Origin of the sequence: Burkholderia contaminans, assembly GCF_029633825.1 — a bacterium.
Classification (GTDB): domain Bacteria; phylum Pseudomonadota; class Gammaproteobacteria; order Burkholderiales; family Burkholderiaceae; genus Burkholderia; species Burkholderia contaminans.
In genome coordinates this window covers 2,563,483-2,575,700 of record NZ_CP090641.1, presented here as the reverse complement: position 1 = coordinate 2,575,700, position 12,218 = coordinate 2,563,483, and the positions used below count along the sequence as shown (strand labels likewise).

Genomic DNA, 12,218 nt, shown 5'->3' with positions numbered 1-12,218 from the left:
AATCGATGGATACGACCCAAGCCGCTGCCTCATCCCGTGAAGCAGCCACACTCGACCAGCCCGCGAAGCAACAGCGCCGCGTGCCGTGGATGCGCATCGCGGTGGGTGCCGTCGCCGTCGTCGTCGTCGCCGCCGCGCTCGACTGGCTGTTCGTGCTGCGCTTTCAGGAGAGCACCGACGATGCGTATGTCGGCGGCGACGTGACGGTGCTCGCGCCGAAGGTCAACGGCTTCGTCGACAAGATCCTCGTGACCGACAACCAGCGCGTAAAGGCCGGCGACGTGCTCGTGCAGCTCGACGCGCGCGACTACGACGCGAAGCTCGCGCAGGCCAGCGCCGAAGTCGACAGCGCCCGCTCCGCCGTGACCGAACTCGAGGCGAAGCAGCAACTGCAATACGCGGTGATCGGCCAGCAGGCGGCCGACAAGAACGCGTCGTCGGCCGAGCTGACGCGTGCCGCGTCGGATCGCGTGCGCTACCGCGAGCTCGTGAAATCCGACGCCGTGTCGAACCAGATCGTCGAACGTGCCGACGCCGACTACTCGAAGGCCGGCGCCGCCGTCGAGCGCAGTGACGCCGCGCTGCTCGCGTCGAAGCGGCAGCTCGACGTGCTCGGCGCGCAGCTCGCCGATGCGCGGGCCCGCGTGAACACTGCACTTGCCGCGCAGCGCGTCGCCGCGCTCAACGTCGAATACACGACGATCCGCTCGCCGGTCGATGGCTACGTCGGCAATCGCACGGGCCGCGTCGGGATGCTCGCGAACGTCGGCGCACCGCTGCTGACGGTCGTGCCGGCGTCCGGCCTGTGGATCGACGCGAACTTCAAGGAAGACCAGCTGCGCAAGATGCACGCGGGCGATCGCGTCGACGTGTCGCTCGATGCGTCGAGCACGAAACTGCACGGCCGCGTCGACAGCCTCGCGCCCGCCACCGGCGCGACCTTCAGCGTGCTGCCGCCCGAGAACGCGACCGGCAACTTCACGAAGATCGTCCAGCGCGTGCCCGTGCGCGTGCATCTCGATCCGCAGCCGGGCCTCGAGCAGGTGCTGCGCCCCGGGCTCTCCGCGGTCGTGACCGTGCATACCGACCGCGCGAACTGAGCGGGAGACGACGATGACCACCGCGTTTTCCGGCGACCCGGCGTCGCAACCGACCAAGCAGCGCGTGTTCGCGTTCGCGCTGATGTGCATCGGCTTCTTCATGGCGACGCTCGACATCCAGATCGTCGCATCGTCGCTGCGCGACATCGGCGGCGGTCTCTCCGCCAGCCAGGACGAACTGTCGTGGGTGCAAACGGCCTACCTGATCGCCGAGATCATCGTGATCCCGATGTCGGGCTGGCTGTCGAAAGTGATGTCGACGCGCTGGCTGTTCGCCGCATCGGCAGTCGGCTTCACGATCACCAGCATGCTGTGCGGCGTCGCATGGGACATCAACTCGATGATCCTGTTTCGCGGGCTGCAGGGTGCGCTCGGCGCCGCGATGATCCCGACCGTGTTCACTACCGCGTTCGTGCTGTTCCCCGGCAAGCAGCGGCTGATTGCGTCGACGACCATCGGCGCGCTCGCGTCGCTCGCCCCCGCGATCGGCCCCGTGATCGGCGGCTGGATCACCGATCAATGGTCGTGGCACTGGCTGTTCTACCTGAACCTCGTGCCGGGCATCGCGGTGGCTGCGCTCGTGCCGCGCTACGTGCACATCGACGAACCCGACCTCAGCCTCATCAAGCGCGGCGACTATCTCGGCATCGTGCTGATGTCGGGCTTCCTCGGCTGCCTCGAATATGTGCTGGAAGAAGGCCCGCGCAAGAACTGGTTCGGCGACGACGCGATCGTGATCTGTGCGTGGATTTCCGGCATCTGCGGCTTCCTGTTCATCGTGCATGCGCTGACCGCGAAGGACCCGATCGTCGACCTGCGCGCCCTCGTCGTGCGCAACTTCGGGATCGGCAGCCTGCTGTCGTTCGTGACCGGCATCGGGATCTTCGTGACCGTGTTCCTGACGCCGCTGTTTCTTGCGCAGGTGCGTGCGTTCAGCTCGCTGCAGATCGGCATCGCGTTGCTGTCGGTCGGCGCGTTCCAGCTGGTCGCGCTCTGTGCGTATGCGTTCGCCGCGCGCTACTTCAGCCTGCGTTCGCTGCTCGTGTTCGGGCTGATCTGCTTCGGGCTCGGCTGTTATCTGTACACGCCGATCACGCACGACTGGGGCTGGCGCGAACTGCTGCTGCCGCAGGCGCTGCGCGGCATCGGCCAGCAGTTCAGCGTGCCGCCGATCGTAACGATGGCGCTCGGCTCGCTCCCGCAGTCGCGCCTGAAATCGGCGAGCGGCCTGTTCAACCTGATGCGTAATCTCGGCGGGGCGATCGGCATCGCGGTGAGTGCGACGATGCTCAACGACCGGCTGAACTTTCACTACCTGCGCCTGAACGAGCACGTGAGCGCCGGCCAGCCGCAGGTCGCGTCGCTGCTCGATCGGCAGGCCGCGTACTGGTCGTCCGTGGCCGGCAACACGCTGGACACCGCGCAAGCCGGGCTCGCGAACCTGCACCACCTGATCTATCGCGAAGCGCTGACGCTCACCTATGCGGATGCGTACTACGCGCTGTCGCTGTGCTTCGTCGTCGCGTTGATCGCGGTCGTCTTCTCCAAACCCATTTCCCTGAACGCGCCGCCGCCGGACGCGCACTGAGGTTGAGGTCATCACCATCATGAAAAAACTTCTCGTCGCCCTCGCCGTCAGCGCCCTCGCCGCAGGATGTGCGGTGCAGCCCGCGCAGCATCCGGCGCTTCAGGAATCGGTTCGAACGCTCGCAGCGGATGGTTGGGATACCGATGTGCCGCGCGCGGACATCGACGCCGCCGCATGGTGGGCGCAGTTCCACGATCCCGTGCTCGACCGGCTGATCGCCACCGTGCTCGACGGCAACCTCGATCTGCAGGCCGCCGCCGAACGCGTGAAGCAGGCGCAGGCGCTGACCGTGCAGAAGCGCGCGGTGCTGCTGCCCGAACTGGATGCGACCGCGCATGCGGCCGACGCACGGCAGAACACGCCGCCGCCGCTCGGGTATGTGCGGCAGGCCGGCGCGGGGCTCGCGCTGAGCTGGTCGCCGGATGTGTTCGGCGGCGAACGGCTCGATCTGCTGGCCGCGCAGGCCGAGCTCGTCGGGCAGAAACATGCGGAAGACGCGATGCGGCTCGCGCTCGCGGCCGATGCGGCTTCCGCGTATGTCGATCTGCGCTGGGCGCAGCAGGAACTGAAGATCCTGCAGGACAACGCGAAGATCCGGCAGCATGCGCTCGAACTCACGCGCAAGCGGCAGGCGTTCGGGCTGTCGACCGAGCTCGACGTTACGCGTGCGCAGAATCAGCTCGATGCGCTCGAAGCGCGGATTCCGCCGACGCAGGCGCAGATCGCGCATCAGCTCAATCTGATCGCGGTGTATTCGGGGCGGACGCCGGAATCGGTCGATCGGCTCGTGCTGGCGCAGGCGGGGGAAATTCCGGCGCCGCCGGTTGGCGCGCCGGGGACGCTGCCTTCGCAGGCGTTATTGCGGCGGCCGGATGTGCTGACGGCTTATGCGCAGGTCGAGCGGCGGGCCGCGCAAGTCGGCGTGGCAAAGGCCGAGCGGTATCCGAAGTTTTCGTTGAACCTGACGGACGGGATTCTGGCCGCTTCGTATCTTGGCTTGCCGACGTTGACCGATAACCTGTTCAGCGCGGCACTGAGCGCGACGAGCCCGATCTTCAATGCGGGGCGCATTACCGCCGACATCTCGCAGAGCGAAAGCCGGATGCGCGAGTCGGAACTCGGGCTACGGCAGACGATGCTGCAGGCGTTGAGGGAAGTCGAGGATGCGCGCGCGAATCTCGTCAGCTCCGATGAGGCAACGCAGAAGCTCGGTAGCGCGCTTTCTGCGTCGGATAAAGCGCTCGGATTGGCGAATCAGCTCTATAAGGGCGGTGCGACGGATTTTCTGGATGTGCTGTCCGCGCAGGAGGTGTATCTGCGGGATTCGGATTCGCTGAATCAGGTCAAGCGCGAGCATGCGCTGGCGGCGGTGGCGCTTTATCGGTCGCTTGGGGGTGGGTGGAGCAGGAATGATACGGCGGGTGGGCCCGGGGTGGTTGCGGTGGCGAAGAACTGAGCGCCCGGTTGTGCAGGGTTGGCGCACCACTGCCCTGCACGATACGACTCCGCGTAAGAAAAGATTACACAATCTGAAAGCATACGAGTCGGTCAGCCACGCCTTACGTTCCATCGTCGAATACAGTGAGCTGTACAACCGAAAACAACCCCATTCGAGCCTGGCGGATCAGACACCGGATGAGGCATACTTCGCGACGCTGCCTGCGATCAAATCGGCAGCATGATTACCTCGGACGGCCCACTTAATAATCTCAGAAATCTGTCCGAACGAGCGAGGCCACCTCTGATGTCCGGGAGTATCTGCTCAAAACTGCGCAGATACCGAGGTGCGCCTTGCGAGCAGCGAGCCAGTGGCCAACAAATGCAATTGGATTGGCTGCCCTTGCATTAAGCAGGTTCATTCGCTCACAATGGAGGCCAACGCTTCGCAGATAGCGTTCCGCTCGCGAATGGAGAAACCCAGTCGGGCTCTGCCGCATTTCCATACCATTGCACCAGCTTCTTGTAGCGGGTCCCAGGTGAGCGAGCAACCGTCGACCCGCATCAAGACAAGAGGTTCGACGTGCACATACTCCCATTTTTCAGCATCGCCGAAGCAAAAGAGAACGCCCTTGCACTACATAAGGCCTTTCAGTTCTATTGCTTGAGCTACGCGTCGGCGGCGAACGACAGCGAGGCACGCCCTCTGGGCCTCCAACGTACGCAAGAGGTCATTGCCAAGGCTCTGGGCTGTATCAATTGGTGCGATTTAGTAGGAACGCTAGCGCTTACGACGCGCAGACCTATCTACTTTGATTCCAATGGGTCGGCGTGCGCGCCGCATACCGAGCTTGCCGCTCGCCTTCTGCCGTTTCTAAGTCACGAAGATAAGGGCCGCAGGGTCTATGCAGCCTTGTCGTACTCAGCTTTTGGTTGTTCCCCGTCTGCCAGGAAGTCTGCGTATGAAATGATTAAGCTCATGCCCTGCAAGACGTTGGACCAATGGCATCAACTCCAGAGGCTGGAAGCGGGATACTCATATGTCACGAGGTACAGGAGTCACCGAACAATATATGAATACGACCTGCTTCGCTGGGAGTACGACAAGAAGGTCGCGCAGATACTCGGGACTCCGGCGCCTCGCAAACCTCACAAGCCTCGTAGCGTACGAGTACGTTAACGCGTTAAACCGGAAACACGTTGGCCGCTTCCAGTCTGGCTACGGCCGAAGGCTGGAAAGCTCCGGCGCATAAGGCTTACCGGGCCGTGCATCGTGCCAAACCACCATTTTCAGCGGTTGCGACGGTGGCGTTTTCGCATATTCGCAAAATGCGAAAAAGAACCCACCACCCAGGCAATCACTGAGGAGAGCACTCGACTATTCTAGGCGCCCTGGTCCCTGGACCGCCTGAATTGGTCGAGTGCCTGCGCCACCGCCTCCTCGAATTACAGCGGCGGCCGCTTCAGCTTCACCCAGCGCTGCACCGACGCCCGCTCCCACTGCGCCCGCGCATAGTCGGCGAGGCGCTGCGGCACCGGATCGTCATTCAGCACCAGCCGGTTCAGCATCACCGCAAGATCGACATCGGCAATGCTCCACTCGCCGAACAGGTTGGCCGCGCCCGGCGCGAGCAGCTTGTCGGCGGCCGTGAACAGCTTCTGCGCGGCCGCCTGCGCCAGGCTCGACAGCGGCTCGCTCGACGGCCCGTAGAACAGCACTTCGGTCGACCGCTCCGTCCGAACCGGCATCAGGTCGCTGCGCAGCCACGCCTGCACCTGCCGCGCCCGCGCGCGCTGGCGCGGCTCGACCGGATAGAGCCGCGTGCCCGGGAAGATCTCGTCGAGATACTCGGTAATCGCCGACGATTCCGACAGCGCGAAATCGTCGTGCACGAGCGTCGGCACGCGTTGCGTCAGCGACGTCGCCGCGTAGTCGGGCGCAAAATGCGCGCGGTTGCCGAGATCGACGGTCACCAGTTCGTAAGGCAGCGCCTTTTCCTCGAGCGCAACGAAAACCGACATCGCGTAAGGGCTCGCGTATTGCGTATCGGCGTAGAGACGGAGATGACCGGTTTGCACTGCTGGCTCCTTGTGGGTGCGAAGGCCGGCGGCGGCTCGTTGATGCGCCGACAGGCTTCGGGTGGGTCGATGCGGTTGTGCGACAGGTTAGCAGCAGCAGATGCGCCGTTGATTGCAGTTTTGTGTCCGCTGCCGCGGCGAGATCATCCGGCGTCGGGCCAGCGGTATCCGATCACTTCGGTCAACGGGTACGCAAGCTCGCGGACTTCTTCCAGCTGGTTGCCGCCGAAGAGATATACCTGTTCGTCGTCGTGACGCAGGTAGAACCCGACATGCCCTTTCCAGCTCGCGGGATCGTCGCGCGTGAGGATCGCGATGCAGCCGTACACCGGGCGCTCCAGCGGCCGGCCCCATTCGAGCCACGAGCGCGCGAGCGCGGAGCCCGTGCCGCGAACGCCGGCGTGCGTCATGCACCAGTTGACGAACGACGAGCACCAGGAAATCTTGTCGTCGTAGCCGACCAGGTTCGTCTGGTTGTTGTATTCGACGATGCGCGGGTTGACGCTTCCGGGAGGATGGCGGCGAATGCCGAGTTCGGCCATCGCGACGGGCATCCACGGCGGATGGGCGGCGTCCGGCTTGCTCTCGGAGGTTGATCGGGTCACGTCTGCCTCGATTCATGGAGATTGATCGCCAATCGTCGCATGAATCGCGCAGGGCGACGAGCCTGCCGTCAACGCGACCCAATGTCATCCGCCATACGGGACCGGCTTGCCGACCGGCTCCGGTGGCGCGCTTCGCCATGCCGGCGTTCGGCGGCCGGGGCGCACTACGGCCTGGGTTGAAGCGCGCGGTATTTCGCGGGTGTCGTACCCAGCGCCTGCTTGAACATGTTGATGAAGCTCGTCACGGCCTCGTAGCCCAGTTCATCCGAGACCTGCTGCACGCTTCTGCCTTTCGCCAGCGCCTCGAGGGCGACCATCAGATGCAACTGCCGCCGCCATTTGCCGAACGACATGCCGGTCTCCTCGAACAAGCGCCGCGACAACGTTCGCTCGCCCATGCCGACGTGGCGGGACCATTCTTCCACGGTACGGCGATCGCCCGGCGACGCGATCAGCGCCTGCGCGATCTGCCTGATACGAGGGTGCCTCGGGATCGGAAAGTGCGTGTCCACCCGCTCCATGATGGCGAGCTCTTCGATCAACAGCTCGACCATCAACGCGTCTCGCCTGACGCCGGGTTGGGGTGGCCTGTTTGCCAATTCGACGATGATCTCGCGCAGCATCGGGCTGATGCGCAGCGTGCGGCATTCATCCGGCAGCCCCGTCACCGATGGGTGAATGAAGACGAAGCACCCTTCGGCCGCCGGCGAAGCGCGGCTGACGTGAGGCAATCCGGCCGGGAGCCACAGTGCGCAATGCGGCGGGATGATCCAATGCGCATCGCGCGCCTCGCAAGCCACCACACCCTGAAGCGACAGAACCAGCTGCCCGTCAGGATGGGTATGGCGGCGGCCTGCCACGCTTTCACTCAAGGCGCCGAAGCGCGCTGCGGTCACGGAAAAGGTCATCAGTCGAAGCGCGAGGAGATGCACACCACGGTTTGTCGAGTTACACCTATTTTTTGTCAAAATACACGATATCCGCAAGCCTACCCCTCCAGTAACCTGCATGCCGAACGACGGACGCCTCCGTCCCCCTGCCCCATGCCACTGGAGAACGAATGACTGACGCCACCACGATCGCGCGCATGATCGAATCCGCCGATGGACACCCTGTCCTGCATCCGTCGGGCGCCCGGATGAACATCAAGGTTTTCGCCGCCGAAACGGGCGGGGCTTATTCGCTCATGGAAACCGTGCTGCCCCCCGGCGGAACCGTGCCGTTGCACATCCATGAGGACGAGGACGAGAACAATTTCATTCTCGAAGGCGAGCTGACGATGCAGATCGGCGAGGTTCAGTACACCGCAAAGGCGGGCAGCTATGTGGTCGCGCCCAAGGGGGTCACCCAGCAATTCCACAATGCCGGCACGGCGCCCTGCCGATTCCTGACGACGTTCACGCCCGGCGGGGCGGAAGGGTTCTTCAAGGAAGCGGGCGAGCTCGTGCGGCTGGCGGCCCCCGGCAAGCCTTCCGCCGACGCGCTTGCCGCGCTTCAACGCAAGTACAAGCTGCGCTACCTGCCGGCGGCTTGAGGCGGGCACGCTGCAGAGGGTCGGGCTTTCACTCATGCGGGGGGTTGCGATTCCGTCGCGATCCCCGCTTATGATGTCGCGAGCCACACCACCCTCACGCCCGCCATGCGCATCACGCCCCTGCCGCCCCTCCAGTGCCTCGTCGCGTTCGAAGCCGCCGTGCGGCACGCGAGCTTCACGCGCGCGGCCGCCGAGTTGCACCTGACCCAAAGCGCGATCAGCCGGCAGATCCAGCAGCTCGAGGAATTCCTCGGCCGCTCGCTGTTCGTGCGCGAACATCGTTCGCTGCGGCTGACGATCGCCGGCGAGCAATACGCGGCGCAGGTGCATCACCTCCTCACGCAGTGCGCGGAAGCCACGCACGACGTGATGAAGCCCTACGGCGATCTCGAACTGACGATCGCATGCTCGTCCGGCGTGGCGCTGCTCTGGCTCACGCCGCGCCTGCCCGCGTTTCGCACCGCGTATCCGAACATCAAGCTGCGGCTGATCGTGCGCGACGGGCTCGCGTCGATGTCGCCGGCGGAGTTCGACGTGGGCATCTACTACGTGCGCCAGCAGGCCCCCGCCGAATACACCGCGCGGCGCCTCTTCGACGAGGAAGTGTTTCCCGTCTGTGCGCCGGATTACCTGGCCGGCCGCACGCTCGACGCGGCCGATCTCGCGCACGAGACGCTGCTGCGCCTCGAGGACGGGCAGCGTCAGTGGATGTCGTGGTCCGAATGGTTCGACCAGAACGACATCGACCGGCAGAAGGCGCAGCCGCAGGACATCACCATCAACTCGTATCCGCAGATCGTGCAGATGACCATCCTCGGCCAGGGCGTGTCGCTCGGCTGGCGCTACATGATCGACGCGTGCATCGAGGCCGGGCTGCTCGTGCGCGTGACCGACGCATCCGCGAGCAACGGTGGCGGCTACTACGTGATCTCGCCCAACGACCGCGCGCAGAACCACGCCGCACGCCTGTTCACCCGCTGGCTGTTCGAACAGGCGGAGCGACAGACGGCGCCCTGACCCATCCGGAACGCAACGCATGCGCCCAGCGCATGCGTGCATGCGAATCTTTCGTTTCAGAAAAAAATCCGGCTGTCTTTAGCATGGATTCACGCGGGGCAGCCGTCCCGTCTTCTGATTCGGATAGAGGAAGAGACCATGCAAGGAACGCTTTCCCCGCGCGCCGCGCCTGCCGTCGACGCGGCCGTGCAGCAGCGCCGCCGCGCCATCGTCGCGACCGTGATCGGCAACGGCCTCGAATGGTTCGACTTCACCGTCTACAGCTTCTTCGCGGTCATCATCGCGAAACTGTTCTTTCCGACCGGCAACGAACTGACGTCCGTGCTGCTGACCGTCGCGACGTTCGGCGTCGGCTTCTTCATGCGGCCCGTCGGCGGCATCGTGCTCGGCATCTACGCGGACAAGGTCGGCCGCAAGGCCGCGCTGTCGCTCACCATCCTCATGATGGCCGCCGGCACCGCGCTCATCGGGCTCGCGCCGACCTACGAACAGGCCGGTATCGCCGCGCCGCTGCTGATCGTCGTCGCGCGGCTGCTGCAAGGCTTCTCGGCCGGCGGCGAGATGGGCGGCGCCACCGCGTTCCTCACCGAATACGCGCCGCCGGAGAAGCGCGCGTACTACTCGAGCTGGATCCAGTCGAGCATCGGCTTCGCGGTGCTGCTCGGCGCCGCGACCGGCACCTTCGTCACGACGTCGCTCGACGCGCAGGCGCTGCATAGCTGGGGCTGGCGGTTGCCGTTCCTGCTCGGGATCATCGTCGGGCCCGTGGGCTACTACATCCGCAGCCATATCGACGAGACGCCCGCGTTCAGTGCCGTCGAAGCGCAGGCGAAAGAAAGCTCGCCGCTGAAGGAAGTGCTGTCCACCTACCCGCGCGAGACGTTCGCGAGCTTTTCGATGGTCATTCTGTGGACCGTCTGCACCTACGTGCTGCTCTTCTACATGCCGACGTATTCCGTGCGCACGCTGCATCTGCCGCAATCGACCGGCTTCGCGGCGGGCATGGTCGGCGGGCTGATGATCATGTGCTGCTCGCCGATCGTCGGCCGGCTCGCCGACGTGTGGGGACGGCGCGTGTTCCTGTCCGGATCGGCGCTGGCCATCTTCGTGCTCGCGTGGCCGATGTTCGCGTGGATCAACCATGCGCCCGGGTTCACGTCGCTGCTCGTGTTCCAGGCCGTGTTCGGCGTGCTGATCGCGACCTACACGGGGCCGATCCTCGCGGCGTTCGCCGAACTGTTCCCGACCAAGGTGCTGTCGACCGGGCTGTCCGTCGCCTACAACTTCGCGGTCACGATCTTCGGCGGCTTCGCGCCGTTCCTGATCACGTGGCTCATCGCCCGCACCGGCAGCAACATGGCGCCGGCCTTCTACGTGACGCTCGCGGCGGCCGTCAGCTTCGTCGGCACGCGCTTCGTGAAGGATGCGAAGCGGGCCGCTTCCGTCAATCGATAAGGATCCCTCTCCATGACCATTACCGTGCTTCAAGGCGGCAACGTACTCGATCTCGAACGGGGCGTGCTGCTCGAACATCATCATGTCGTGATCGACGGCGAACGGATCGTCGAAGTCACCGATCGGCCGGTGGATTTGCCGAATGCGCAGGCGATCGACGTGCGCGGCAAGACCGTGATGCCGGGGTTCATCGATTGCCATGTGCACGTGCTGGCTTCGAATGCGAACCTCGGTGTGAATGCGACGCAGCCGAATATTCTTGCGGCGATTCGGTCGTTGCCGATTCTCGATGCGATGTTGTCGCGTGGGTTTACCAGCGTGCGGGATGCAGGGGGCGCGGATTGGAGCTTGATGCAGGCTGTCGAAACCGGGCTGGTGTCGGGGCCGCGGATTTTTCCGTCGGGAAAGGCGTTGTCGCAGACCGGTGGGCATGGGGATTTTCGGCCTCGCGGGGATTTGCTGGAGCCTTGTTCTTGCTGTTTCAGGACGGGGGCGATTGCGCGGGTGGTGGACGGGGTCGAAGGTGTGCGGCTTGCGGTGCGTGAAGAAATTCAGAAAGGCGCGACGCAGATCAAGATCATGGCGTCAGGTGGCGTGGCTTCGCCGACCGACCCGATTGCGAACACGCAGTATTCGGAGGATGAGATTCGGGCCATCGTGGATGAGGCCGAGGCAGCGAATACTTATGTGATGGCGCATGCGTATACGGGGCGGGCGATTGCTCGGGCGGTGCGCTGTGGGGTTAGGACGATCGAGCACGGGAATCTCGTGGATGAGGCGGCGGCGAAGTTGATGCATGAGCATGGGGCGTTTGTGGTGCCTACGCTTGTCACTTATGACGCGCTGGCCAAACACGGCGCAGAGTTCGGGATGCCGCCCGAATCGGTGGCAAAGGTGGCTTCCGTTCAGCAGAAAGGACGCGAATCGCTGGAAATCTATGCGAACGCCGGCGTGAAGATGGGGTTCGGGTCGGATCTGCTCGGGGAAATGCACGCGTTTCAAAGCGGAGAGTTTCGGATTCGGGCGGAGGTGCTGGGGAATCTGGAAGCGCTTAGATCGGCGACGACCGTGGCGGCGGAGATCGTCAATATGCAGGGGCAGCTTGGGGTGATTGCCGTGGGGGCGATCGCCGACCTCGTCGTGCTGGATGGGAATCCGCTTGAGGATATCGGAGTCGTGGCCGATGAAGGCGCACGGGTCGAGTATGTGTTGCAGCGGGGGACGCTTGTGAAGCGGCAAGCCGGCGGGCGTTGATTTGATGATTTGACGCCATTCGGCTGTTTCGGCAGGCGACGTGTCGCCTCACGAGCCTTGCGGTCGTGACAGTTGTTGAAGGTGGCTGGAGGTGTGAGTCGCGGCGTTTGCGGCAATGGCCGGGGCGGTGTCGCCCCGGCAGTCAGTCG

At 64.5% G+C, this 12,218-nt stretch carries 11 protein-coding genes; 8 read left to right on the top strand and 3 right to left on the bottom strand.

Annotated features, from left to right (window positions below; all coding sequences use genetic code 11):
- Positions 1-5: 5 nt before the first annotated feature.
- From LXE91_RS29270 to LXE91_RS43785, 4 genes are read left to right on the top strand one after another with little or no spacing between them, the layout of a single operon-like run.
- A complete protein-coding gene (locus tag LXE91_RS29270) occupies positions 6-1,100 on the top strand; it encodes an HlyD family secretion protein (protein WP_039344851.1) in 1,095 nt (364 codons plus the stop codon).
- A 13-nt stretch (positions 1,101-1,113) separates the two neighbouring features.
- Entirely contained in the window at positions 1,114-2,688 is a 1,575-nt protein-coding gene (locus tag LXE91_RS29265) for a DHA2 family efflux MFS transporter permease subunit (protein WP_039344854.1), read from the top strand.
- 19 nt (positions 2,689-2,707) lie between these two features.
- Positions 2,708-4,144 (top strand): efflux transporter outer membrane subunit, encoded by a 1,437-nt coding sequence (locus LXE91_RS29260; RefSeq protein ID WP_039344857.1) that lies wholly within the window; start codon positions 2,708-2,710, stop codon positions 4,142-4,144.
- Positions 4,044-4,370: an integrase core domain-containing protein gene (locus tag LXE91_RS43785; RefSeq protein WP_113976497.1), complete on the top strand. Its 327-nt coding sequence runs from the start codon at positions 4,044-4,046 to the stop codon at positions 4,368-4,370. Before LXE91_RS29260 ends, LXE91_RS43785 begins: the two co-directional genes overlap by 101 nt.
- Positions 4,371-5,571: 1,201 nt before the next feature.
- Here LXE91_RS43785 and yfcF read toward each other — a convergent pair.
- The 3 genes from yfcF to LXE91_RS29245 form a co-directional block, all read right to left on the bottom strand.
- A complete protein-coding gene (gene yfcF / locus LXE91_RS29255; protein WP_039344860.1) occupies positions 5,572-6,204 on the bottom strand; it encodes a glutathione transferase in 633 nt (210 codons plus the stop codon).
- Positions 6,205-6,347: 143 nt separating this feature from the next.
- Positions 6,348-6,758, bottom strand: coding sequence for a TIGR02594 family protein (locus LXE91_RS29250; RefSeq protein ID WP_039344965.1), 411 nt, complete (start codon positions 6,756-6,758; stop codon positions 6,348-6,350).
- A gap of 215 nt (positions 6,759-6,973) precedes the next feature.
- Positions 6,974-7,717, bottom strand: coding sequence for an AraC family transcriptional regulator (locus LXE91_RS29245; protein WP_052760178.1), 744 nt, complete (start codon positions 7,715-7,717; stop codon positions 6,974-6,976).
- 152 nt (positions 7,718-7,869) lie between these two features.
- On the opposite strand from LXE91_RS29245, the gene LXE91_RS29240 reads away from it, so the two are divergent.
- The 4 genes from LXE91_RS29240 (at position 7,870) to LXE91_RS29225 (ending at position 12,069) form a co-directional block, all read left to right on the top strand.
- Positions 7,870-8,343: a cupin domain-containing protein gene (locus LXE91_RS29240; protein ID WP_052760177.1), complete on the top strand. Its 474-nt coding sequence runs from the start codon at positions 7,870-7,872 to the stop codon at positions 8,341-8,343.
- A 105-nt stretch (positions 8,344-8,448) separates the two neighbouring features.
- Entirely contained in the window at positions 8,449-9,360 is a 912-nt protein-coding gene (locus tag LXE91_RS29235) for a LysR substrate-binding domain-containing protein (protein ID WP_039344863.1), read from the top strand.
- 138 nt (positions 9,361-9,498) lie between these two features.
- Entirely contained in the window at positions 9,499-10,815 is a 1,317-nt protein-coding gene (locus LXE91_RS29230; protein WP_039344866.1) for an MFS transporter, read from the top strand.
- A 12-nt stretch (positions 10,816-10,827) separates the two neighbouring features.
- Positions 10,828-12,069 carry a metal-dependent hydrolase family protein gene (locus tag LXE91_RS29225; RefSeq protein WP_039344869.1) on the top strand — a complete coding sequence of 414 codons (1,242 nt, stop codon included), beginning with the start codon at positions 10,828-10,830 and terminating at the stop codon, positions 12,067-12,069.
- Positions 12,070-12,218 lie beyond the last annotated feature (149 nt).

Coding starts and splice junctions, on each gene's coding strand:
- LXE91_RS29270 (WP_039344851.1), top strand. CDS start 6: ATGGATACGACCCAAGCCGCTGCCTCATCCCGTGAAGCAGCCACACTC.
- LXE91_RS29265 (WP_039344854.1), top strand. CDS start 1,114: ATGACCACCGCGTTTTCCGGCGACCCGGCGTCGCAACCGACCAAGCAG.
- LXE91_RS29260 (WP_039344857.1), top strand. CDS start 2,708: ATGAAAAAACTTCTCGTCGCCCTCGCCGTCAGCGCCCTCGCCGCAGGA.
- LXE91_RS43785 (WP_113976497.1), top strand. CDS start 4,044: ATGCGCTGGCGGCGGTGGCGCTTTATCGGTCGCTTGGGGGTGGGTGGA.
- LXE91_RS29250 (WP_039344965.1), bottom strand. CDS start 6,758: ATGCCCGTCGCGATGGCCGAACTCGGCATTCGCCGCCATCCTCCCGGA.
- LXE91_RS29245 (WP_052760178.1), bottom strand. CDS start 7,717: ATGACCTTTTCCGTGACCGCAGCGCGCTTCGGCGCCTTGAGTGAAAGC.
- LXE91_RS29240 (WP_052760177.1), top strand. CDS start 7,870: ATGACTGACGCCACCACGATCGCGCGCATGATCGAATCCGCCGATGGA.
- LXE91_RS29235 (WP_039344863.1), top strand. CDS start 8,449: ATGCGCATCACGCCCCTGCCGCCCCTCCAGTGCCTCGTCGCGTTCGAA.
- LXE91_RS29230 (WP_039344866.1), top strand. CDS start 9,499: ATGCAAGGAACGCTTTCCCCGCGCGCCGCGCCTGCCGTCGACGCGGCC.
- LXE91_RS29225 (WP_039344869.1), top strand. CDS start 10,828: ATGACCATTACCGTGCTTCAAGGCGGCAACGTACTCGATCTCGAACGG.